Annotated in this window: 15 protein-coding genes; 13 read left to right on the top strand and 2 right to left on the bottom strand. The window is 59.9% G+C overall.

The genetic code is table 11. The features are described from left to right. Nucleotides 1-112: 112 nt before the first annotated feature. Nucleotides 113-649, top strand: coding sequence for a DUF4142 domain-containing protein (locus tag QCE79_RS06910; RefSeq protein WP_309842945.1), 537 nt, complete (start codon nt 113-115; stop codon nt 647-649). A 51-nt stretch (nt 650-700) separates the two neighbouring features. Here QCE79_RS06910 and QCE79_RS06905 read toward each other — a convergent pair whose 3' ends face one another. Then, nucleotides 701-1,399 carry a carbonic anhydrase gene (locus QCE79_RS06905; RefSeq protein WP_309842943.1) on the bottom strand — a complete coding sequence of 233 codons (699 nt, stop codon included), beginning with the start codon at nt 1,397-1,399 and terminating at the stop codon, nt 701-703. 225 nt (nt 1,400-1,624) lie between these two features. On the opposite strand from QCE79_RS06905, the gene QCE79_RS06895 reads away from it, so the two are divergent. The 3 genes from QCE79_RS06895 (at nt 1,625) to QCE79_RS06885 (ending at nt 5,216) form a co-directional block, all read left to right on the top strand. Beyond that, a complete protein-coding gene (locus tag QCE79_RS06895) occupies nt 1,625-4,213 on the top strand; it encodes a tetratricopeptide repeat protein (protein ID WP_404989151.1) in 2,589 nt (862 codons plus the stop codon). Nucleotides 4,214-4,325: 112 nt separating this feature from the next. After that, nucleotides 4,326-4,634, top strand: coding sequence for a zf-TFIIB domain-containing protein (locus QCE79_RS06890; protein WP_309842939.1), 309 nt, complete (start codon nt 4,326-4,328; stop codon nt 4,632-4,634). A gap of 63 nt (nt 4,635-4,697) precedes the next feature. Next, entirely contained in the window at nt 4,698-5,216 is a 519-nt protein-coding gene (locus QCE79_RS06885; RefSeq protein ID WP_309842938.1) for a CBS domain-containing protein, read from the top strand. Nucleotides 5,217-5,224: 8 nt separating this feature from the next. Here the strand turns inward: QCE79_RS06885 and QCE79_RS06880 are convergent, their stop codons facing one another. After that, nucleotides 5,225-6,604 carry a hypothetical protein gene (locus tag QCE79_RS06880; protein WP_309842936.1) on the bottom strand — a complete coding sequence of 460 codons (1,380 nt, stop codon included), beginning with the start codon at nt 6,602-6,604 and terminating at the stop codon, nt 5,225-5,227. Nucleotides 6,605-6,896: 292 nt separating this feature from the next. Between QCE79_RS06880 and QCE79_RS06875 the strand changes: the two genes are divergently transcribed. The 9 genes from QCE79_RS06875 to QCE79_RS06840 all read left to right on the top strand — a co-directional run bounded on the left by QCE79_RS06875 (nt 6,897) and on the right by QCE79_RS06840 (nt 24,102). Beyond that, nucleotides 6,897-7,193 (top strand): hypothetical protein, encoded by a 297-nt coding sequence (locus tag QCE79_RS06875; RefSeq protein WP_309842934.1) that lies wholly within the window; start codon nt 6,897-6,899, stop codon nt 7,191-7,193. After that, nucleotides 7,124-7,282, top strand: coding sequence for a bacteriophage T4 gp5 trimerisation domain-containing protein (locus tag QCE79_RS39325; RefSeq protein ID WP_404989361.1), 159 nt, complete (start codon nt 7,124-7,126; stop codon nt 7,280-7,282). Before QCE79_RS06875 ends, QCE79_RS39325 begins: the two co-directional genes overlap by 70 nt. Beyond that, on the top strand, nt 7,279-7,581 hold the full coding sequence (locus QCE79_RS06870; protein WP_309842932.1) for a bacteriophage T4 gp5 trimerisation domain-containing protein: 303 nt from the start codon (nt 7,279-7,281) through the stop codon (nt 7,579-7,581). The genes QCE79_RS39325 and QCE79_RS06870 overlap by 4 nt, the downstream gene beginning before the upstream one ends. Before the next feature lie 675 nt (nt 7,582-8,256). Beyond that, on the top strand, nt 8,257-14,559 hold the full coding sequence (locus tag QCE79_RS06865) for a polyketide synthase (protein WP_309842929.1): 6,303 nt from the start codon (nt 8,257-8,259) through the stop codon (nt 14,557-14,559). Beyond that, a complete protein-coding gene (locus QCE79_RS06860) occupies nt 14,556-18,578 on the top strand; it encodes an amino acid adenylation domain-containing protein (protein ID WP_309842926.1) in 4,023 nt (1,340 codons plus the stop codon). Before QCE79_RS06865 ends, QCE79_RS06860 begins: the two co-directional genes overlap by 4 nt. Beyond that, nucleotides 18,575-19,837 (top strand): NAD(P)/FAD-dependent oxidoreductase, encoded by a 1,263-nt coding sequence (locus QCE79_RS06855; protein WP_309842924.1) that lies wholly within the window; start codon nt 18,575-18,577, stop codon nt 19,835-19,837. Before QCE79_RS06860 ends, QCE79_RS06855 begins: the two co-directional genes overlap by 4 nt. A gap of 46 nt (nt 19,838-19,883) precedes the next feature. Then, a complete protein-coding gene (locus tag QCE79_RS06850) occupies nt 19,884-21,050 on the top strand; it encodes an HlyD family secretion protein (protein ID WP_309842921.1) in 1,167 nt (388 codons plus the stop codon). Beyond that, nucleotides 21,047-22,651, top strand: a complete 1,605-nt coding sequence (locus tag QCE79_RS06845; RefSeq protein ID WP_250525804.1) for a DHA2 family efflux MFS transporter permease subunit — start codon at nt 21,047-21,049, stop codon at nt 22,649-22,651. The genes QCE79_RS06850 and QCE79_RS06845 overlap by 4 nt, the downstream gene beginning before the upstream one ends. Next, nucleotides 22,648-24,102, top strand: a complete 1,455-nt coding sequence (locus tag QCE79_RS06840; RefSeq protein ID WP_309842918.1) for an efflux transporter outer membrane subunit — start codon at nt 22,648-22,650, stop codon at nt 24,100-24,102. Before QCE79_RS06845 ends, QCE79_RS06840 begins: the two co-directional genes overlap by 4 nt. Nucleotides 24,103-24,226: the final 124 nt, after the last annotated feature.

The raw sequence follows: 24,226 nt of genomic DNA, 5'->3' as shown, positions 1-24,226 counted from the left end.
CAAGTTCGAGCAAGCGACATTCCGCTTCGCGCATTCTCGAATCTGCCAGAAAAACATTGAGTGGCACCTGCATTGCTGACAACAGGTAGCACCAATCGCCACAGGAGGCCACATGAAACGCAATATCGTTATGATCGTCACCGCGCTTGCAGCAGCCGCGCCAATCGCGAGCTTTGCACAGACCGAAGCTGCCAGCACCACGCTTGCCAACGACCTTACGCAACCGGACAAGGATTTCGTGCAGGGCGCGTCGTCTTCGGGATCGACGGAAATCGATGCCGCCAAGCTTGCTCAGACGCGCTCGCAGGACAAAGACGTGAAGAGCTTCGCGCGTCATATGATCGTCGACCATACCAAGCTGACCGTGCAGCTAAAAATGGCGGCGCCCAAAGGCGTGACCGTGCCCAAGGACAATTCGGATACTTCCGCGATCGATTCGCTCAAGGCATTGCACGGCAAGGCATTCGATACCGCATATATCCAGAAGGTTGGCGTGCAGGGCCACCAGGAGGCAGTGGCGCTATTCCAGAAGGAAGCAGACGGCGGCCAGAACGCGAAGCTGAAGGAAGCGGCGCAAAAGGCGTTGCCGACGATCCAGGATCACTTGAAGATGGCTCAGGATCTCGCGTCGAAGAAGGGCGTGCAGTAATCGTTCGTTGCGGCGTCAGCCCTATATTGACGCCGCCATTCTCATGTATTTTCAACGCGCCTGTTCGCGTAACAGGCGCAAGCGCGCTTCGGCAATCGACTGGAAGCCGCCCCCGTGTTCGTCGAAGATCGATACCTTTCCCTGCCCGATGTCGTATACCCAACCCTGCACTTGAAGCTGGCCAAGCGCGAGCCGTCCCGCGACTGCCGGATGCGTACGCAAATGCGTAAGTTGAAGGCGGATGTTTTCTTCGACCATCGCCTGAACCATGCGCTCGTGTTCCAGCTTTCGCGCCCGTACCACACTGCGCGCCGCTTCTGCGTTGCGTAACCACGCGTGCACCGTAGCCATTTCATCGGCGATGGTTGCGCCCGAGGCGAGGCCCTTCATCGCGCCGCAGTCGGAATGGCCGCAGATCACGATCTGCCGCACGTTCAATGCGAGCACCGCGTATTCGACTACCGCCGACACGCCGCCGAGCATCTCCCCATAAGCCGGCACGATATTGCCGATGTTGCGGCACACGAAGAGCTCGCCGGGCCGCGTCTGCGTGATCATCTCGGGCGACACACGCGAGTCCGCGCACGTGATGAAAAGCGTGTGCGGTGCTTGCCGTCGCGCAAGACTCTTGAAAAGCGCTTCGCTATCGGGGAAGACGAAGTGGCTGAAATCGTCCGCGCCTTGAAGCAGATAGAGGAGGTCGGGCGTGTCGGAGCCGTTGCGTTCTTCACTCATCGATTTATCGGACATGGGCGCCTCGGGTTCTGGACAATGCGCGGCGTTGGTTCGCGCTCAGGCGAGAGCTTGCGGGGTTTTGAGATGGATCGCAAGTCGAAGGAGCGAGGGGCGGCGCACCAGGAGGGGGCGTGAGTAGGGGAATCGCTTTGCAGGCGAGGACGTTTCTTTATAGTTATTGACGAATTCGGACCGGTGGTTTGTTATCTTTGGGTCCATTTTCTTTTGCGTGCCCGAATCATGTCCGCCAAATCCGATTCATACGGCGCAGCAGCGGCGTTTTACTCCAGCGAGCGGTTCGTTGAAGCGCTTGAAGCGCTGGAATATCAAATAAATCAGCCGTACGCGGATATCGAAGCGCTGAATCTCGCCGCGGTGTGTTGCTATCGGCTGAATCGACTCGACGAGGCCGAGTCGCATTGGCGTCGTGCGGTAGCGCAAGACCCTCAATACGCCGGCGGATATGCCAACCTCGGTAATTTGCTGATGCTGCGAGGAAGATTGGAAGATGCGGAAACTGTCTATCGCGAGGCGATTGCCATTCGTCCTGATTTCGCGGAGGCTCATTACAATCTCGGTAATCTGCTTGTCAAAAAGGGACGTCTTGTGGAGGCAGAGGCCGCGCTTCGTCAGGCGTGCGCCGCGCGCGCCGATTTTGCGGACGCACATTTCAATCTCGCGAATCTTTTGAAGATTCAAAGTCGATTGGCTGAGGCTGAAATTGCCTTTCAACGCGCAATTGCTGCTAGAGGAAATTACGCGGACGCATTCAACAATCTGGGTAATTTATTGCGTGAATCAGGACGCCTCGTGGAAGCGGAGGCGGCTTTGCGGCAAGCCGTGGCGTGTCGCCCTGATTTTGCTGAAGCAAATTTTAATCTCGCTCAGGTTTTGAACGATCTGAAAGACTTTGCGCAAGCTGAGGCGTTTTACCGGCGCGCCGTCGAACTCCGACGAGACTACTCGGAGGCACACGTCGGTCTCGGCGCGGTTTTACATAAGCTGCAACGCGTGCAAGAAGCGCAAGCGGTATTTCTCGCGGCATTGTCGATTTGTCCAGACGACGCGAATGCGCTTATGGGGCTGGCCAATGCCTACCACACACTCGATTCGTTGGAGGATGCGGAACGCATATATCGTCGAGTTCTCATTCTGGAGCCGGATAACATACAGGCAAGAACCACACTCGGTTATACGCTTCAAAAGCTGGAGCGCCTTTGCGATGCCGAGACTGAATATCGCAAGGCGTTGATTCTGGCGCCCGATGCTGCCGATATCCACTACAACCTCGGCATACTTTACGGTCATCAAGATCGCCTAATCGACGCTGAACGGACATATCGCCGGGCAATAGAATGCTGTTCGGATCACGTCGAAGCGCATAACAACCTTGGCCGCATTTTGCAAAGCCTCGGTCGCCTTGAAGAGGCTGAATCAATCCTGCGCCGGTCGATTGCAATCCGAGACGATATTCCCGAGGCTCATAATAACCTCGCCGGCGTACTCAAGGATATGGGCGCAATGGAAGAGGCAATCCAAAGCTTCCGTCGCGCCGTCTATTGCGGACCGAACGATGAATGTGTGCATCGAAATCTCAACTACGCGCTGACCTATCACGCGGAAACGCCACGCGAAATTTTCGAAGAATGTTTGCGCTTCGCCGCGCGACACGAAGCGCCGCTGCTTCGCCATGACATCGTCCATACCAACAATCGCGATTCTGAGCGACGGCTCAAAATTGGCTACGTCGCGCCAGACTTCGACGGACACTGCCAGGCCATGTTCACCGCGCCGGTCTTCGCGCAACACGATCACGCGGCGTACCACATCTTTTGTTATTCCAGCGTTAAAACGCCCGACGCGATAACACACCTGATCCGTCCGATGGCCGATACCTGGCGAGACGTTCACGCGCTCGACGACGAGCAATTGGCGCAACTCGTTCGCGACGATGGCATCGACGTATTGGTCGATCTGACGATGCACATGTCGCGCGGCCGGCCATTATTGTTCGCACGCCGACCGGCGCCTGCGCAAGTGCAATGGCTCGCGTATCCGGGCACGACGGGCAGCAGCGCCATCCGCTATCGCCTGACCGACCCGTGGATCGATCCGCGCGACACGGCCGATCTCGCGGATCGTTATAGCGAAGAGACCGTGTGGTTGCCCGAGACGTTCTGGTGTTTCGATCCGCGCGTCACGTCGCCGAATGCACCGGACGTGAATGCATTGCCAGCGTGGCGCAACGGTCACGTTACATTCGGATGCCTGAATAATCCGTGCAAGGCGTCCGAGCGCACGTTGCGCATGTGGGCGGCAATACTCGCCGCCGTGCCCAATGCGCGCTTCATTCTGCTAGCCGGTCCGGGCCCGCGCGAACGTTTCAGTGAGCGTCTCGGCGCGTTGGGCGTCGATCTGTCGCGCGTTCTGTACGTGGGATATCAGTCGCGCGTCGATTATCTGCGGACCTATCAATCAATCGATATCGGCCTCGACACCTATCCGTACAACGGCCACACGACTAGCCTCGACGCCCTGTGGATGGGCGTGCCCGTGCCATCGCGCGCGGGCGACACGTCGGTCAGCCGCGCGGGTCTGAGCCTGCTGATGAATCTCGGCATCGGCGAGCTCGTGGTTCATGACGACGCGGCGTACGTCGATGTCGTGACTCGCCTCGCCAACGATCTGCCGCGTTTGACCGAGTTGCGCTCGACGCTGCGCGCAAGGCTCGAACGCTCACCGATGATGGATGCACCGCGCTTCACGCGTAATCTGGAAGCGGCGTATCGGCAGATGTGGCGCGCGTGGTGCGCTTCGCCAGGCGCTTGAAAAAGAGCGTCACTTCGGTTTTTACGAACCGACACCTCTGGAAAGTTACGTTTTTCAATGTCGAATGCTGCGATAGGCTTGGGTCATCGTAAGCAAAAAGAAAGGATTCGACATGAAATGCCCCGTGTGTCCCGCGGCGGATCTCCTGATGACCTCGCGCGAGAGCATTGAAATCGATTATTGCCCGTCCTGTCGGGGCGTGTGGCTCGATCGCGGCGAGCTCGACCGGCTCATTCAGCGCGACGAACAGGTCTCGCCGCAGCAAACGGCAGGGCGCAAAGCGTGGCGCGACAAGGACGACGATCGCGACCATCGCGTGCGACCGCGCTATGACGACCATCGCTATGGCGACTCGCACTCGAACTATGGACATTCACGCAAGAAGAAGTCGTTTCTTGGCGATCTGTTCGACTTCGGCTGAACCCGTCGTTCCAACTTTTCAGGCAATCCGACCCAACCGCGCGCTGCGCGAAGGAGATCAAGCATGGCAACGGTAAAGCAAGTACTCAAGGCCAAGAGCGATGACATGGTGCATACCATCGACGTCGAAGCGAGCGTGTTCGATGCGGTCGTGCTGATGTCGAAGGCCGGCGTTGGTGCCGTCGTGGTCACGGTGGGAGGGCGCGCGGACGGCACGGTGTGCGGGATCGTCACCGAGCGCGACTACGCGCGCAAAGTCATCTTGCAGGACAAGGCATCACGCAATACGACCGTGTGCGAAATCATGAGCGCGCCCGTGTTGTCGGTGAGCCTGCGCACGAGCACCGACGAATGCATGGCGCTCATGACCACGCGCCATGTCCGTCATTTGCCGGTGATCGAATGCGGCCGGCTGATGGGGATTGTTTCCATCGGCGACATGGTGCGGCAGTTGATCGATGAACAGCAGTTCGCGATCGAGCAGCTGGAAACGTACGTTCGCGGAACCAGCGAAGAAATGCCCGCTTGCGCGCTTACCCGGCGCAGTCCCGTGCCGCAGACGTTGGCGCTGCGCTTCGCTTGATGCGCAAATCAGCGCGCATCCGCATTCAACAGACGTCCCAGGTTATCCGCCAAGCCACGCCATCCCCCCAACTCGTTGGCGCGTACGAGCCGCGTGGCCGGATACCACTTCGTTACCGCCGGATCGCTCTCGTACCGCCATTCAGCGACCTGATTGAGCAGCAAGTAATTGCGTTTGCCGAGCGCGCCCGCAATGTGCGCCAGGCTGCCATCGTTGCCGGCGAACGCATCGAGCCGGTCGAGCAGGGCGATGGATTGCGCGAAAGCCGTGTTGGAATCGAGCGTCGTGAAACGGTTGAGATTGCGTGAACGCGGGTCCTCCAGCCAACGCTTGCGCTCGAAGCCGCGCTGCATGATCACCCAGTAGATGTCGCCGGAGTGGTCGAACAGCGCGTCGAGATCGGGCAAACATAGGCTCCGATGACCAAAATTGTCCGGCGATTCGGACGACGACCAGAAGATGCCGACGCAGCGCCTGCCGCGCGCGCGATGCCAGATCGTGTCGAGAATGGCGTCGGCCGCATCCGGCTCTGCGGGCTCGATATAGCGCCCGAACGGCATATGGCCGAGCGCCGGGAAGAGGGACGTGAAGAGCGCGAAGGGATCGGTCCACATGTCGCCTTCCGTCGATGCGCGTGTGAAGCCGGCCGCGCGCATCGCGGCAGCAAGCGCCTCGTGTTCGGATTCGGGTATGACGAGCCTGAACCGGCTGTCTTCATACTCGACTTTCACTCCCATGACTTCCAGCGCGCCTAGATAGCGCACCCATTGAATGAGATCCCCGTAACCGGATGCAATCGACTTGACGGTAATACGCGCGGGCAATTCACGCTGGCCGCTCCAGTATCCGTCGAGATTCACATGTGGAAAGAGCGCGCGCCGCGCTTCTGGCGACGACCACCATCGATGCATCGCCGCAACGCCGTGCTCAATGCCTTGCAGCCGCATCTGGCTGCGTGCCTGGTGATGACCGAGCACGTAGACTGAATGCTCGTCGACGCCATCCGCGCTCAAATCGAGCACGCGTTGATCCTCGCCGAGATAGTGCCAGCCGTAGACGCGCCACAAAAACGCGCCGATGGCCGGCGTCGTCGGCTTTTTCCCGAAATAGTCGATTGCGGTGAGCGCCGTTTCCTTGAGCCCCAAATGGGAGCAGGCATCGGCGAGACAGTGAATCTGGTAGCCGAAGACATCCGACTCGCGCGTCAGGTAAAAGCAAATGTCGAGCGCCTTGTCGAATTGCTGCGCGCGCAAGTACGTTACCGCGCGCCAATGCCAATAATCGGCGCTATTGCTGTCGGCGGCGCGGCGTGCATCGAGAAACTCGAAGCATTCGTCGATGTCGCCGGCATAGAGTTTCGGCGGAAGGTCCTGGTAGTTCTCGATCATGCGATGACTCTGTCGTTTGACGCGGACGCGCTCAATTGGCGTAACCGGGTAGTCTGACACTTCGATGTCACTGTGTTTCGAAATTTCGATTAATCTTTGAGAAAGATGACAATTTTTGAATTAATCGGTGACGAACGGCTATTAAGTATAGGTGGATGTTGCATGCAAAAACACGGCATCTCCTTATAGTTTTGCCGTTGAATGGTGCTACTTCTAAGTCTTGCAAAGTAATTGGCAACGGATTCGGTGTTGGCGCATTGCGTGATCATGGCCGCGAAGGGAGACTCGATGGATGGCCAGGAAGGACGACGCTGCCCGCCAGCGGGTGCGAGCCGCCCCGTATGTTGTCGGGCTTGACGCCATCCGCGTAGCGCCTAAAAAACACGCAGAATCTCATCGCGCTACGAAATCGACTTGTCAGACTGCGACCTTCAACAGCGCACAACAGAATGGCTGCGAATGCGGATTCTGCGTCATCAACGCCAAGCAGCCCTTCACTCCGGGCCGCGTGGCGCGTAAATCTTTTGTGCAAGGTCCGAAAATCAACTCCGCTTCGACGACACGAAAGGCGGCGAGCATGTACTTCTAAATGCGGAGCGCAATCGGGATATTGCAGTCGAGACTCACTGGGACGGGCACGACACGAAGTTCATCGGAACAATGAAACCACCGTCGTGAAGCACGACCGGACCGAGTCGGTTGGCCATGACGAAACGATCACCATCGGTATTGATCGTAGCGAGCGGGGGAACAACAACGAGAAGATTCCCATCGGCGCGAACCGGACCGATACCGTAGGCGAGAAGAAGCCATCACCGTTGACGCCAAGCGCACAATCCTCGCCAAGCCCTGGAGACCGCGACCGTGCTCTTGCAACGCACGCGGTGGGCATCGATGAAACCGTTTCGGTGGCGCGATGCGGAGAGGTGACCATCGGCGCGTTTCAGGCGGTGCCGATGGTGCTTACGAAAGCGTGAAAGTCGGCGCGAAACAGACGATCGAACTGCAAGGAGATATTAACTGCGACCAAGTTATTTTCATTTCTAGCAGTAATCTATCTTTTGAAAATGCCCTATGGCAATTACGTAATTCAGCTTTTCCCGTATTTTGATCGAGTGCAAAGGACGTGAAATTACAGCTTCAATACTTCACCTCACGTGATAGGCTGCCAATCATTGATCTTTCCGCTTGTAACGGAGCAGGTAAAGTTTAGCGCGATTGGTTTTCCAACGACGAAAGAGATCATTTCCGAGATATCCATGTCCGGCGCCTTTAGGCCGCACCGCCAAGTACGCGACACGCGCCAGCAATCGACACCGTTGCTTTAGCAGTCTTAGCTTACTTTTTCTTCGGATAATCAGACATATTCGGCAGTGCTCGAAAATCACAACTAGAAATGTCCTAATCAACATCTATCGCTTCCCCCTATTAAAACCCTGTCCGTGCCGAATAAGAATTAAGCCGTCGAATTCAAATAAACGTGATTCGAGAGCAGGCGCGACTCGCCGACAACAGTGTAAGAACTGTAGTCCTCGCAAGTGACGCGATGGATTCCAGACGCTAAACAAAACGCGCATGGAAGGTCAATTTTTCTGAGCGCGCACGAGTCCATTTATCCGAACAGATCGCCGCTTAGCACGCGAGCATCCCAAATGAATCGACGTGCGCAACTAGAATCAGTCAAAGAGGAACAAGAAGAGATGAATTCCGGCTCGTTATTCGAAGTCTTCGTCCGCAATACAAACCGTGGAGTAGCAGCCTCTTACACCAGTCTACGGGACGGAGAAACCGTCGAACGCACATTGACTCACGTCGAACTACTCCAGCGTGCCAGAGCGTTGGCAGGGTGGATGAAGCAGAAGGGCTTCTCGGGTAAGCGCGCCATCATGGTGTTCCCAGTTGGCTTGGAGTTCGTGGAAGCGTTTCTGGCGTGTCTCATGGCGAATGTTATAGCGGTGCCGGTTGCACCGGTGCCGCTCACGGGCGACTCCAACAAGGTTCGGCGAATGCTCGCGATCATGGAGGATTGCCAGCCATCGCTAGTGCTGGGTGTCAGCAAGAGTATCGGCAATTCGGCGCTCTTCGTGGGACGGTATCCCCAATATGGAAACCTGACGTGGCTGGAAGTCGATCGATTCGACGAATGGGATTCGTTGTCCGACTTAAGCTTCGACATGCCGTCTCCCGAAGCAATTGCATTGCTGCAATACACGTCTGGCTCCACGGGCATGCCCAAGGGAGTCATGCTGTCGCACCGAAACATCCTCAGTAATTTGCAGCAATGGGATCAGGGACTGGGGCATGACGACGACAGCAAGCTCGTCTGCTGGGTGCCGCATTACCATGATCTCGGCTTGCTGTACGGCATTCTGTTCCCGATGTATCGATGCATCTCGGCCTATCTGTTGCCGGGCGTTGCGGTCGCGCAGAAGCCATCGCGCTGGCTGCGCGCGATTTCGGATTTCAAAGGCACGCACAGCATGGGGCCCAACTTCATCTACGGGCATTGCTGTGAGCGCATGACAGAGCAGGAATGCGAAGGTCTCGATCTGTCTTCCTGGCGCATGGCGCTCAACGCCGCAGAGCCGATCCGCGCGGAAACCGTGGAGCGATTCACCCGAAAGTTCCGGCCGTTCGGCTTCGATCCTCTCGCCATGACGGCGGCCTACGGTCTGGCCGAAGCGACATGCATCGTCACAGGCCAGAACTGGGATTCGCCATGTCGCATTCTGCGCTTGTCCGACAAGGAACTGCAGCGCAACAAGGTCCGGTTGGCGGGACCGGACGAGACGGTTGCGTCCCTGGTGGCCTGCGGTCAGCCGCTATCGGACACCATCGTGAAGATCGTCGATCCCGCAGGCTTGACCGAATGCGCGCCGGACGAGGCCGGGGAAATCTGGGTATCCGGCGACAACGTGGCGAGCGGCTACTGGATGCGGCCCGACGAATCGGCGGCGACGTTCGGCGCCACCCTGCCCAGCGTTCCCGGCAAGGTTTTTCTGCGCACGGGTGACCTCGGTTTCATTCACGAGGGCGAAGTCTTTACGACCGGGCGCATCAAGGATCTCATCATCGTGCGGGGGGCAAACTATTATCCGCAGGATGCTGAAAGCCTCCTCGAGCGCGCCCATCCTGGTTTCGTGCATGGCTCCTGCGCTGTTTTTTCGGTGCTAAAAGAGGGCGAGGAGCGCGTGGTCGTGGTCCAGGAACTCACGCGCGGACATCGCAACGGCCCTTATGAGGAGATGTTCGATGCGATCCGGCGCGCGGTGGGGGCGGCGTTCGATCTCCCGGTGGAATCCATCGCCCTGATACAGCCAGGCACCACGGCCAAGACCTCGAGCGGCAAGATTCAGCGCCGCCAGTCCAGGCAGGCTTTTCTCGACGGTAGTCTGCGGCTCGTCGCAACGTGGAGTCGCGAACGTAACGCGGATGTGCCTGCCGTCGGGACCGCCGCGCCAGCCCAGGCCAACTCGGAGAAAATGGAACACTTTCTGATCCGGCGTATCGCGGATATTTCGCGGCTTTCGCCAGAAAGCATCCGTGTGGATCGCCCGTTCTCGGAGTACGGACTAGGGTCGCTTGATTCGACGCGCATCGCGGAAGAACTGGCGGTCCACTTCAAGATCGCCGTCTCTCCCGCAATGTTTTATGACCATCCGGATGTCCAGCGGCTGGCGGCGCATCTGGGCAGCCTGGTGCGGACGCCCGCGCCCGCGTCCGGGCAGCCGCGCGTGGCCACGGCATCGCCCGATGCCGACACTCTCGTCGTGGTCGGCATGGCATGCCGGTTTCCGGGTGCGAGTCATCTGGCGGCCTACTGGGAATTGCTGTCGGAAGGACGAAGCGGGGTCGGCACGCGCCGCGAAGCGGATGGCGCGACGCGTCATGGCGGTTTCGTGGACGACGTGGGGCAATTCGACAACGCATTCTTCATGATCACCAATCGCGAAGCGGCGTGTATCGACCCTCAGCAGCGCATGGCGATGCAAGTGGCCTGGAATGCGCTCGAAGATGCCGGCATCATTCCGTCCACGCTAGCCGGAACGGAAACCGGTGTGTTTTTTGGCGCTTCCGCATTCGACTACGGATCGCTTCAGTTGGCGCACAGTGAACTGGACGCTTACAGCAATCAGGGATCGGTGCTGGCGGTCATTGCGAACCGGATTGCCTATCATCTGGATCTGCGCGGCCCGTCGTTCGTCGTCGATACGGCTTGTTCGTCGGCACTGACGGCGGTGCATCTCGCTTGCCGCAGCTTGCGCGAGCGCGAATGCCGTACGGCTCTTGTTGGTGCGGTGAACGTTCTGCTTGCCAAGGACTGGGATATTGGACTGACCAAGGCCGGTATGCTCGCGCCCGACGGTCAGTGCAAGACCTTCGACGCAGCGGCCGACGGCTACGTGCGCAGCGAAGGCTGCGGCGTGCCGGTCGTCAAACGATACGAGGACGCGCTGGCCGACGGTGACCGAATCTATGGCGCCATCCTTGGTACGGCGATCAATCAGGACGGACGCAGCAACGGCCTGACCGCACCCAACGGCAGTGCGCAGGAAGCGCTCGTGTTGCGCGCGCTTGCGGATGCGAAAGTCGACCCGTCCGATCTTCAGTATGTCGAAGCGCACGGCACTGGCACGGCGCTAGGCGATTCCATCGAATGCCGGGCCTTGTCACGCGTTCTGGCGCAGGGCGCCCACGCGGAAGGAAAGCCATGCTATCTGGGGTCGGCCAAGGCAAACGTCGGTCATCTCGAAGCCGCTGCCGGCATGGCCGGAATCATCAAGACCTTGCTGATGCTGCATCACGGGTCCATTCCGATGCAGCGCAATCTGTCGCGGCTCAACCCGCTGCTCGATCTTGGCGCGCGCCTGCGGATTTCCCGCACTCGCGTCGATTGGCCTTCGTCGACCGAGGCTAGGCGCTACGCATCGGTGAGCGCCTTCGGCTTTTCCGGTGCAAACGCCTGCGTGGTGGTTGGGGACGCGAGCGATGCAGCTGGGGCGCAGCCCGCGCCGGTACCCTCTTCAGACGTTCTGCCCTTCGTCATGAGCGCTCGCGACAGGGCGGCGCTAGATCGCCTGGCCGTCAGTTATGTCGAGATGCTTTCGACCTTGCCCGCGCAGGATTGGCCCGACTTCACCTACACCAGCAGTTGCCGCCGAACGCCGCAAGATGTCCGTTTCGCAGTTACGGCCGACGGTCCGGCGGCGCTCGCGGCGAAATTGCAGGCTCTGGTCCAGGGTAGCGATGAATACGTATCCAGGCGGGCCGCGCCGAAGATCGCTTTCGTCTACACAGGACAAGGCATGCCGCTGAAGAACGCTGCGCGTGAGTTTCGTCGGATGCCCGTCTTTCAGGATACCTTGAAGCGTTGCAACGAGGTATTGCAGCCGGTGCTCGGCATGACGCTCGACGCGTGGCTCTACGAGGACGCTACCGGCCCGCTCACGAGACGGCCCGCCTTGGCGCAACCGGTCCATTTCGCCCTGCAATACGCCATCAGCCAGGTCGTGCTGTCGTTCGGCATCCGTGCCGATCTCGCGTTGGGTCACAGCCTCGGCGAGTATGCGGCGCTAGTAACCTGCGGGGCCATGACCCTGGAAGACGCGCTCCGGTTGGTCCTCGTACGCGGCGACCTGTGCGAGAACCGGGTCGCTTCGGGCAGCATGGCAACGGTCTTTTCCGATGAAGATACAGTCCGGCGCGCAATACTGCTCGCAAATGGTCAGGTTGAACTGGCCGCGGTCAATGGCCCGCAACATTGCGTGGTGTCCGGGACCACCGATGCCGTGTCGCAGTTCTGCGCTCGCCTCAAGGAGCAGCGCGGAATAGACTCGCGCAAGTTGCAGGTCGAGCGTCCTTACCATTCGGCTCTTTTGGAGCCGGCTCTACCCGCGCTGATGAACGCCGCCGAGGCGCTGGAACTGCACGCGCCCGAGATTGGCTTCGTTTCCACCGTGACGGGTAGCCTTTGGAGTCCGGGAAAGAAGCTTAACGGCCACTACTTTGCGCGTCAGTTGCGTGAACCCGTGCGCTTTGCTGATTCGCTGCAAACGCTGGCACGCGCTGGTATCGACCTGGCAATCGAAATCGGCTCCCGGCCGGTTCTGTGCGCCCTTGGCAAGGCGTGCCTGGGAGATGCTGGCCCTCGCTGGCTGCCGCTGCTGAGGCAAGACGACCGCGACCACGAGAATGTGATCGAAAGCCTGCTGGACGCGATGGGCGCGGGCGCGGACATCGATTGGCGGCCGTTCTTCGACGCATCGTCACGCAAGATTCTGTCCTTGCCGGTGTACGAGTTCGAGAAAGTACAGCACTGGTTCCAGTCGCGTTCTCCGGAGCTGCCTTCGCCCGATGTTCCCGCCGCAACGACGCAATTGCCTACACGATCAGATCCATCGATTCCATTCGTCGGACTGCCGGCTTGGGATGCCGTTGTCCGCCGCGGCGAACAGGCCCTTGACGGCTTCCGCGCTGCCGAGCGCCCGGCGTTGGCGCGCTTTGAGGACATTTGGCAACGTCTAGAAGAGGCCTGCCCGCTGGTCATGGCTGCCTCACTGGCCGAACTGGGGCAGTTCCGCCAGCCTGGAGAAACGGCGTCCGCGCAATCTATCTGCAAACGGTTCGGACTCAAAGCCAATCGGCTTGCGCCGCTCGGACAATGGCTAATGACGCTCGAGCAGACCGGCTTCGTCAAGGCGGCCGGAAGTGACGGCCTCTTTCGCAACCTCGTTGCGTTCGATGCGGTGAAGCTGCGCAGCCAGGTCGCCACGCTGTTCGCCACGATCCAGGCGGACGACGACGTTCGACCGTTCGTGGACTATGTAAGGGCGTGCGCCTTCAGTCAGGTCGGGCTGCTCAAGGGCCTGACGAATCCGCTCGACTTGTTGTTCCCTGACGGCCAAACCAGTGTCGCCGACTCGCTTTATCAACTCAATCCTGTATCCAGAATGCAGAACCGTATCGCGGCGGAAGTGCTAGGGGCGCTCGTGGCCCGGCACACCGCTTCGCGCCGGACTCCCATGCGCATCCTGGAACTGGGCGCGGGGACCGGCGGCACGACGGCGGCGCTGCTGAAGGCGCTGCCGCAGTCAGGCGTCGTCTATCGCTTCACGGATGTCTCGCACTTCTTCACAGACCGCGCCCGGGCGCACTTCGCCGCTGTGCCGTTCATTGAGTATGGCCTCTTCGATCTCGACAAGGGCTTCGCCGAACAAGGCTATCAAGCGGCTTCTTTCGACCTGATTCTGGCCGCGAATGCTGTGCACGCCGCGAAATACATCGACCGGACGTTGCTGGACCTGCGCCGGCTTCTCGCGCCGGGCGGCGTAACCATGCTGATAGAGGGCACGGTTAATACGCCAATTCAGATGCTGACGCTCGCGCACATCGAGAGCTTTGGCCACTATCAGGACCACCGCAAGGTCAGCAACCTGCCGTTCATGGCGATCGATCAATGGCGCGAGTGTGTGCTGAAGGCTGGTTTCGAGCACTTCAGCGCCATTCCGGGCACGGGCGTTTCGTCCACGGCGTGGCCGCAGAACGTGCTGCTGGCCTTCGCTTCGGAAACCAACGCTGCGTTGCCTCCGGCGGCCGCGTATGGCGCGCCCGCGATTCATCCGCCGGCCGCGGTGGCTAAGAAAGCGCCTAGTTCGGACGCACGGACCGAACCAGGCGTAAACACCATGGACTCGCTGAAGAGTCTGCTAGCAAAGCTCATCCACGTCGATGCGGCGAGCATCGATCCTCACGCCACCTACATGGAGCTTGGCGTCGATTCCATCGTGCTGATGGAATTCACGCGCGTCGTCAGTCGGCAGCGTGGCATGAAGCTGACGGTGCCCCAGCTCTTCGAGCACTACCCGAGCCTGGATGCGCTGTCGCGCTTCCTCGATGCGAGGGAGACCAGTCAGGCGCGCTTGCAGGATATCGACGCCGCACAGGAGATCTCATGAGCGGAAGAATTGCGACCTTGCCTGTCCCGAACGACAGCGTCCGCGGGGCCTACCCGTTGACTCCGATGCAGCAGGCTTACTGGATCGGCGAAAAAAACGGCTATCGACTGAACACCGCGGCCAGCCTGTATCGCGGCTTCCGGACGACGGAACTCGATGTGCAGCGGCTGGAGCAGGCACTGCTCGTCCTCATGGTCAACCACCCGGCGCTGCGAACCCGCGTTCATGCGGACAGCACGCAGTCCATCGCCGCTATGCCCGAACGCTACGAGGTGCGCATTCGTGACTTGCGGCATCACGAAGTGGCATTCCAGGAAAGCGTCGCGGGTGGCCGGAAGGACGCGGCGAGCGAGCATCTGCCCGGCATCGACAGCGGCTGCCAGTTCGCCTGCTTCGTCGATCGTGTTCACGACGGCTATCGTGTTCATTTCCTGTTTCGTCTGCTGATCCTGGATGGTTACTCGCTCGCGTTGTTTTTCAACGACCTGACGCACGCGTATAGCGGAAGGGCGATAAACGCGCCGACGGCCGCGTTTCGCGAGTATGCCGAACGGCTGTCTGTGGAAAGGTCCGAGCCGGAGTATCAGCTGTCCCTCGATTACTGGAACGACAAGCTCAAGACACTGCCTTCCGCACCGGATCTGCCCATTCGGGATCTGGATGAAATTCCTGGGAAGTCGGTCTTCCGTCGCCTCCAGATCTGCCTTGAACCGGCCGATGTTCAGCAACTCGGCTCGCAGGCAAGAAAGCTCGGCGTCACGCTCAACGCTCTGCTATGCACGCTGTTCGCGGATGTCCTGCGCATGTGGTCGCGTCATCCGGCCTTCACGTTGAATCTGCTGATTTCCAATCGTCCCGCAGACGATGCGCGCTTCGATCGCACCATTGGCAATTTCAGCAACACCCTGCTGTTGGAAGTGCCCGTAGTCGAAGGCGATTTTCAAGGGCGCGCGCGCGCCTTGCAAAGGCAACTCTTTCGCGAGATCGAATACCGCAAGGTGTCCGGCGTGGACGTGATCCGGATGATGAGCCGTCCGGCGCCCGTGCTGCCGGCCATGCCGGTGGTGTTTGCCAGCACCTTGGGACTCGAGAATGGCTCGATGACCGCACCGGCCGAACTGGGCTGGCGCACCGACGGCGGCGGCATGAACACGCCTCAGGTATGGCTCGACCATCAGGTCTACATGGATGAAGGCCGTCTAATTCTGAACTGGGATTACGTCGACGGCGTGTTCATGGTCGGCGTGATCGAGGAAATGTTCGAGACGTACGGCAACGCCCTGCGTCAACTTCTGGCGCTGGAGGACTCTTCTTCGCTCGTTCCGAGTCTGCCCGAGACCGCGCTTGCCGCCCGCCGCCTCGCGAATCAGACCGCACGGGTGCTGCCTCAGGGACTGTTGCATGACTTCTTCCACGCGGCGTGTGGCGCTTATCCCGAGCAAACCGCGCTGATCGCGTCCCGCGTCGAGATCAGCTACCGCGAGTTGTTTCACAGAACCACGCATTTGGCGGCGACATTGCGGCGCCTGGGCGTATGCGCCAATGACCTCGTTGCCATCGTGGCACGGCGGAGCTGGCGTCAGGTGGCCGCGGTCATTGCCACGGTGCAGTCTGGCGGCGCGTACCTTCCTGTCGCCCATGACCTTCCCCAGGCACGAAAGCAGTGGTTGATCCAGCAGCCGGGCGTCAAGGTCGTTTTAGGCGAGCGGGAGTGCGTTGCTAGTCTGAGCGTCCCGGCAGACGTGATAGTGCTGGCGCTCGAGGACGTGCTGCCGGACGAAGCGCCCACCGAGGCCGTCGCACTGGCCAACGTTCAGCATCCGCACGATCTGGCCTATGTGATATTCACCTCCGGATCGACGGGCCAGCCAAAGGGCGTTGCCATTGATCATCGCGGGGCTGTCAACACGCTCCAGGACGTCATCGCGCGGTTTGGCCTAGACACGCACGATCGCGTCATAGGTCTCTCGGCCTTCAATTTCGATCTCTCTGTCTACGATATCTTCGCCACTCTGGGCCGGGGCGCAACGCTGGTGCTGCCGCCTTACGGCGACGGCCCGTCTCCCGCCGATTGGGCCAAATGTCTTCAGGAGCATGGCGTCACCGTCTGGAACAGCGTGCCCGCGCTATTGGAAATGCTGCTCGAAGTATCGGCAGGTCAGGCGGCCGCGGTTTTTGTGAGTTTGCGGCTGATCATGCTGAGCGGCGATTGGATTCCGGTATCCCTGCCGGGGCGCATGGCCGCCGTCGCGCCGAACGCGACGTTTGTCAGCATGGGCGGAGCCACCGAAGCCTCGATCTGGTCGAACTATTTCATCATCGATACGGTGAACCCGGCGTGGCGGAGTATTCCATACGGATGGCCGCTTTCGAACCAAAGTTTCCACGTGCTCGACGACGCCTTGCAGGCCCGGCCCGCGTGCGCTGTCGGCGAGCTGTATATCGGCGGCATCGGTTTGGCGCAGGGCTACTACCGGGACCCAGAACGGACTAGTCAGAGCTTCATCACGCAGCCTCAGACCGGTGAACGTCTCTACAAGACGTCGGACCTCGGCCGCTACCGTTCGGACGGCTGCCTGGAGTTTCTTGGGCGCAACGACACCCAAGTCAAGATTCATGGGCATCGCATGGAATTGGGCGAGATCGACGCTGTGCTCGAACGATGCCCCGGCGTGCGTAGCGCCGCGTCGCTAGTCAAGACTGTCGGTGAACAGCACGGGCTGCAACTGCTGGCATTCTACGTTCGCGATCGCGCTGTTTCAGAGCGCGCTGTAGCAATCGAGACATCGATACGACAGCACTTGAGCGATTTGCTGCCCCAGTACATGGTGCCCAGTTTGCTCGTTGAAATCGATCATATGCCCGTGACGGCCAACGGAAAGATCGACCGCGCCGCATTGGGTCAAAAAGCAGCCGTGCTACAGATAACAAGTACGGAAAGAATCTTGCCTCGCAACGACACCGAGTGTGCCTTGTCGAGCCTTTGGGAAGGCTTGCTGGGTATCGAAAGTCCCGGCGTTCACGACGACTTCTTCGCGCTGGGCGGCAGTTCGCTGCTAGCGGTGCGCCTGCTCAACGCTATCGCGGTCGAGTTCGGGCAAAGCTTGTCGCTGGCCTCGCTGCTGCGTCACGGCACGATCGCGGCTCAAGCCGGATTGATCCGCGAAAGCGCCCCGCAAGATCATGCCCGGAGAGCCGGTTCAAATCTTCCACGAAAAGCGGTGGTGTGCATTCGGGACGCGGCTCCCGAGTCTGATTCGCGGGATGTGCTGGTCGCTGTTCATCCAGTAGGCGGCAACATCTTGTGCTACCGGGAACTGCTGGACTACGTTCCCGCGGACATGACTGTCATCGGCATCCAGTCGCGCGGCGACGGCGTTGCAAGGACGGTGACGGGTATGGCCGCCAGTTATTCCGAGGAATTGGCTAGCCACATTTCTTCCAATGCCCGGATCTCGCTGTGGGGATGGTCCATGGGCGGCGCCATAGCGCAAGAAATGGCACGTTTGCTGGAGAACGCCGGCGCGACGGTCGCGAACCTGATCATGATCGACAGTTGGGTCGGGAATCCAGCTCTCGATCGTACGGTGCTGGAAGGGCATCGACTCTTGGAGAATTTCGCTCGCGATCTGCTACAGACGCAGGACAGTCCGAAAGACCTGGAATTGCTGCTGTCGTTGCCTGAGGCCCGGAGGTTGCAGGCAGTCAGGTCGATGCTCGACGAGGCGGGCGGTGTGCGCTTGTCGGCGGCCGATTTCGACAGCCTTCTGGCCGAGCATCGGGCGAACTTCAACGCGCTGATTGGTCACCGGCCGCAAGCAACCCGTATCGCACCAGTGCAGTTTCGCGCGACGCGACTCTCCGACTTCCCCTTCCTCGTGCCTTTCCCGGCGTCAGTTGGCAATGCGGCCGCGCCAGGAGAGACGATCGATCTCGACGAAACCCATTTTTCGATTGTCCGCGGCGAGTGTCTTCGCCGAATCACGGATATGACTCTTGGTAGCAAAAACCTCGCATGAACCATCGATCATCTTTCATCAATACCGTGGACACGCTCGTCATCGGCGCCGGACAAGCTGGTCTGGTCACGAGCTATCACCTTTGTTCGCACGGCATCGAGCATCTTGTCATCGAGAGCGAAGGCCGCCCGGCCCACAAATGGACGGACCGTCTTTGGGACTCCTTTACCCTCGTAACACCCAACTGGACTTTCCGGATTCCTGGCGCGGAGTACGACGGGACCGATCCCCACGGGTTCATGACCAAGGCCGAAGTGGCGGCTCGTTTCAAGGCTTACGTCGCGAAGTATCAATTGCCCGTGCTTTACAACACCCGGGTGCTGTCAGTGACCGCGGGCGTGGACGACGACTTCGAGGTGGAGACCAATGCCGGCAAAATGCGGGCGAAGCAGGTGGTCATGGCCACGGGCCTGTTTCAGACACCTCGCATTCCTTCGTTTGAACGGGGCTTTTCCAGCCACGTCCGTCAACTGCATTCCAGCGACTACAAGAACCCTGAGCAGCTGGGACGAGGGGCCGTGCTCGTGGTCGGAAGTTCCCAATCTGGCGCCCAAATTGCCGACGAAATCAATCGCAGCAACCGGAAGGTATTCCTGTGCGTCGGCGAGTCGGGCCGGGCGCCGCAGCGGTATCGCGGCAAGGATAGTTCGGAGTGGCTGGAACTGCTTGGCCTTGCGGATAAAACAGTGGACCAGTTGATGTCGCCAGGAATCAAGTTCGCGGCCAACCGCTTTGTCGGCCGATCGGATGGCCGCGATATCAATCTGCACCGCTTCCACCGCGACGGCATCACGCTACTGGGCCGGCTGATGGACGTGCGCAATAGCACAATTTATCTTGCGCCGGACCTGCACCGGAATCTGAAACTGGCCGACGAGTTCGAGAAATCGCTTCTCGAGCAAATCGATCAGTACATCGCAGAGCATCGACTCGACTGCGAATCGCAACGCGTGACGCAGTGGAAGGACGGTTTCGAGTGCGAGCAACTTTCTTCGCTCGACGCCACGCGAGAGGGCATCGAAACCGTCATTTGGGCAACAGGTTACCGGTTCGACTTCAGTTTGGTGGACTTCCCAGTGTTTGACGAGGACGGATATCCCGTCCAGAAGCGCGGCGTCACCGCACAGCCAGGCCTCTACTTCGTCGGACTGCCGTGGTTGTACAAGCAGAAGTCCGGCCTTCTGGGCGGCGTGGGCGACGACGCGGCGCACGTGGTGTCCGAGATCGTGCGGCGCATGTCTGCCGTAAGACACGGTTGATGCTTCATCACCGTCCTAATTCATACAGATCACACAAAAGGTGGAGATGCCTGAGTATCAAGATACGGCGGCACGGTTATCCGTGCCCGATCCGAACGACGCTGCTGCTTCCGCAGTTTCGGCCCAGCGGCGCGATGGCCGCCGGAAGAACCGGTTGATCATCGGCGCGGTCGTCGTTGCGGCTTTGATGGTTGCGGCACGCATGGCATGGCGAAGTCACTATTTCGAGGAAACGGACAACGCTTTTCTCGACGGCAACATCACCTTCGTTTCACCGCGTATCGCCGGCACGGTGAGCAGGGTTCTCATTAAAGAAAATCAACGAGTGAGCGCCGGGGACCTGATGATCCAACTCGACAAATCCGATCAGGAAATCAAGGTCCGCGAGGTCCAGGCCCAGTTCGTGGAAATCGATGCGCAAAGCAAGCAGGTGGAAGCGCAGATCCGGAAATCGACCGCCGAGGTCGAATCGGCCAGGGCAGAGGTCGAGCGCGCCGAGGCACAAGCACGCCGGGCGCGCACCGACGCAGCGCGCTACAAGACCGTGTTCACCGAGGAAATGCGGGCGGTGTCAAGGCAAGAGCTGGATAATGCGGTGGCCGCCGCCGACGTGGCTGCCGCCGAGTTGCTCGAAAAGAAGGAACGGCAATCCGCGGCGCAGGCCAACATGGCTTCGGCCGTCGCGTCAAGAGACATCCTGCTCGCCAAGAGAAGTGGGCTGCTCGTTCAACTTCAGGACGCGCAACTTCAACTGAGCTACAACGACATCCATGCGCCAGTCAGCGGCGTCGTAGGCAGGAAGAACGTGGAGGTCGGATCCCGGATCGCGCTAGGTCAGCAGGTGCTTGCCATCGTGCAGGACCATGTGTGGGTCAATGCAAATTTCAAGGAAACCCAGCTTGGCCAACTGGTGCCGGGGCAGACTGCGACCGTTCACGTGGATGCCTTTCCGGCGCACGATTTCGTTGGGCATATCGAGAGCTTCTCGCCCGCGTCCGGCAATCAGTTCGCGCTGCTGCCGCCGGACAACGCAACCGGTAACTTCACCAAGATCGTTCAGCGCGTTCCCGTGCGAATTTCGCTGGAGCCGTCCTCCGTCGATGCCTACAAGTCGCGTCTTGCGCCGGGCATGTCCGCAGTCGTGGAGATTGATCTTCGGCAGGGTCGCCCCGCGCATCCTGCCGCGGCAGCCAGTCATCAAGGGCGCTCATGAAGACCGTCGGCACCGATATGTTCCAAAGCGGCCCCGGCAAGCCGTCATCACCAGACCCGCTTACCGACGATGCGGCGTTGCGTCGGACGTGGGTGGCGGTCTCCGCCGCGATTCTCGGCGTATTCATGTCCATTCTGGACATCCAGATCACCAATGCATCGCTCAAGGACATCTTCGGCTCGCTGTCCGCCACACAGGACGAAGGCTCGTGGATGTCCACCGCCTATCTGGCGGCCGAGGTGACGGTCATTCCGGTGACGGCCTTTTTCATGACCGTTCTTGGTCTCCGTATGTACATGCTGGCCAGCGGATTTTTTTTCCTCGTGTTTTCCACCTTGTGTGGCTATGCGTGGAATCTGGAAAGCATGATCGTCTTTCGCATGCTGCAGGGCCTGGCGGGCGGCGCGCTGATTCCGATGGCCATGACGCTGCTGTTGACGCGCCTTCCGCCGGCCAGCCGCCCGGCAGGACTTGCGTGGCTGATGCTTTCCACCACCTTGGCGCCGGCCTTCGGTCCGACCATCGGCGGCGTGCTCACGAGTATGTATGGCTGGCCGTCGATCTTTTTCATCAACTGGGGGCCGGGCATCCTGTTGCTGATTGGCCTTGCCCACGGGCTCGACCACGATGCGGGCAAGGCCGGTGCGCTCCGGCAAGCCGACTGGCTGTCCATCGCGACAATGACGGTGGGGCTAGTCTCGCTGATCGTCTTCCTCGAAGAAGGCAACACGCGCGACTGGTTCGACTCGCGCTTCGTTCAGGTCTTCTTCGGGCTGGCGCTGGTGAACCTGAGCATCTGGATATACAGGATGTTCTCGCGCACGAGCCCTTACGTGAACCTGCGACTCTACGCGCGCCGGAATTTCGGCGTGTCGTCCATCGTCGGCGCCACGAGCGGCATGGCGCTGTACGGGTCGACATTTCTGCTGCCGTTGTTTCTCTCGCAGATCGCGGGCTACAACTCCTTCCAGATAGGCCTGGTCATCATGTGGATGGGGCTGCCACAAATATTTCTGATGCCTGTCGTGGCCAGGTTCGCAAAAGTCTACGACAACCGTCTAATTTGCGCGCTGGGTCTGATTCTGTTCGCCGTATCGTCGTTTATGAATACCAACATGACGGCGGGCACCATGCACGACCAGCTAGTGGCCTCGCAACTGTTCAGAGGTCTGGGTCAGCCGATGATCGTGTTGACCTTGTCCAATTTCGCCACGGCCCGGATGGAACTGACCAACATGTCCTCGGCGTCCAGCCTGTTCAATATGTCGCGAATACTGGGTGGCGCCGTCGGGACCGCCATTCTCGCGACATTACTCACTACGCGGGAGAAATACCATTCGATGCGCCTTGGTGAATCGGTTTCTTTTTTTTCAAACAGTGTGCTTGAGCGAATCGGGCGTTTGTCGTCCGGCTTTCTGCAAAGCGATGCGGACTCGTCCAGTGCGACCAATCAGGCTTTCGCGGCGATTTCGCATGTTGTGCGCCGGGAGGCGTACGTCATGGCCTATAACGACTGTTTTTTCGTCCTGGGTGTCGTGTTGAGTGCGTCGGCCGTGGTCATCTGGCTGGCAGATAGAGTGGTTTCTGGAACGGGAAAATGAGCATCCGCAAGAACAAGTACCAGCTTCTTTTGTTGACGCTCGCGTTGTCGCAGGCGGGTTGTTCCACGGGTCCGCTGACTCCCATGGAAGGACCTGTCAACGCGCCGCAGCAGTTCAAGGGTGACTTCAACGGCGAGCGTATTCAGGGCAAGTGGTGGGAAAACTATCACGACCCAGTCCTCAACCAGCTCGTGAAAACGAGCTTGCGGGACAATCCCAATCTGGGTGTCGTTTATGCCCGATTGCGTGCTGCCCGCGAACAGGTCAATGCCGTCTCGTCCACATCACTACCGCGTCTTGATGCCGACGCCGGCATTGGCTACTCTCGCACTTCGCCTAATACCCCGTTCGGCCTAGCGCTTGGGCAGCAATCGATCAAAGGCAGCCAGTATTCGATCGAAACCAGAGCCTCCTGGGAACCGGACCTGTGGGGACGCGTGGCCAATGCTGTGAAGACAGCCAATACCCGGGTCGAGTTGGCGAAGATCGACATCGATTCGTACATGTTGATTCTCTGTTCCGAAGTGGTTCAGTTTTATTGGCAGATGCGCTCGGCGGAAGCGGATCTGGCATTCCTGCAAGCTGTTCAGCGCTCACATGCCGAAACTGTTGGCCTGCTGACAACGCGCTATCGCGGTGGATTGGAGGGAGAACTCGACTTGGCCCGGGCCCGCGCCGAACTGGCGAACTCCACGGCCGACATGGAAGAAGCGCGCAAGCGGCGCGAGTTGAACGAGCACAGCCTCGCTACTCTGACCGCGCGGCCGGTGGCGGAGTTTTCCGTGCCGGCGATTCATCACGACGAGGCCACCGCCGACTGGCTTCCGCCACCGCCGCCGCGTATGGCTCCTGGCGCGCCCGCGACGATCCTTTCGCGACGTCCTGATCTGGCAGCGAGTGCGCAGGACATCCGGGCGGCGATTGCCGATCGAAACATCGCTGAAACGGCGTTTTACCCGACGATCAAACTGACGGGAGATTTTGGATTCGCGTCCAGGGATCTTGGTTCGCTGCTCAGCGGTCAACAGTTGTCGTTCGGCCCCCTGGCCATCTCCTTGCCGATTTTTGACGGCGGCAGGAACAAGGCAAACCTCGCGGCGGCGGATGCGCGCTACCAAGAGGCCGTGGCATCGCACAAGAGCAAGCTGTTGCTGGCGCTGAAAGAAGTCGACGATGCGCTGACTGAAATCGCGACGAATGAAACCGCTGTGACGGGACGACAGCAAGCGCTCGATGCTGCCAGACGAGCAATTGCAGTCGCCAAGGCCCGTCAGAAGAGTGGCTTGACCAACTACCTGGATGTGCTGGAGTCGGAGCGCACGATGCTGACCATCGAACGAGCCAGCCTGCAAAACCGCATGCGGGCACTCGTCGCTAGCGTCGAACTAGTGCGTGCGGTAGGCGGGGGATGGGACGCAGGGAGTGCGGTAACTCCCGGCCAGTTGGAGTGATGGCGTCGCCAGGATGCGCGTTGAGGCGCCTCCTGGCGACGCGACGCTTCTACGACGATTCCAACCGCGTCGCCCTCTGGGCGGCGGTCTGGTACACAACAACAGCCAGGCCGCACAAAGGCCC

The sequence above is a fragment of the Caballeronia sp. LZ003 genome (assembly GCF_031451465.1).
GTDB lineage: Bacteria > Pseudomonadota > Gammaproteobacteria > Burkholderiales > Burkholderiaceae > Caballeronia.
Note: the sequence above shows the minus strand (reverse complement) of the source record. Positions and strands in the feature narration are given on the sequence as shown.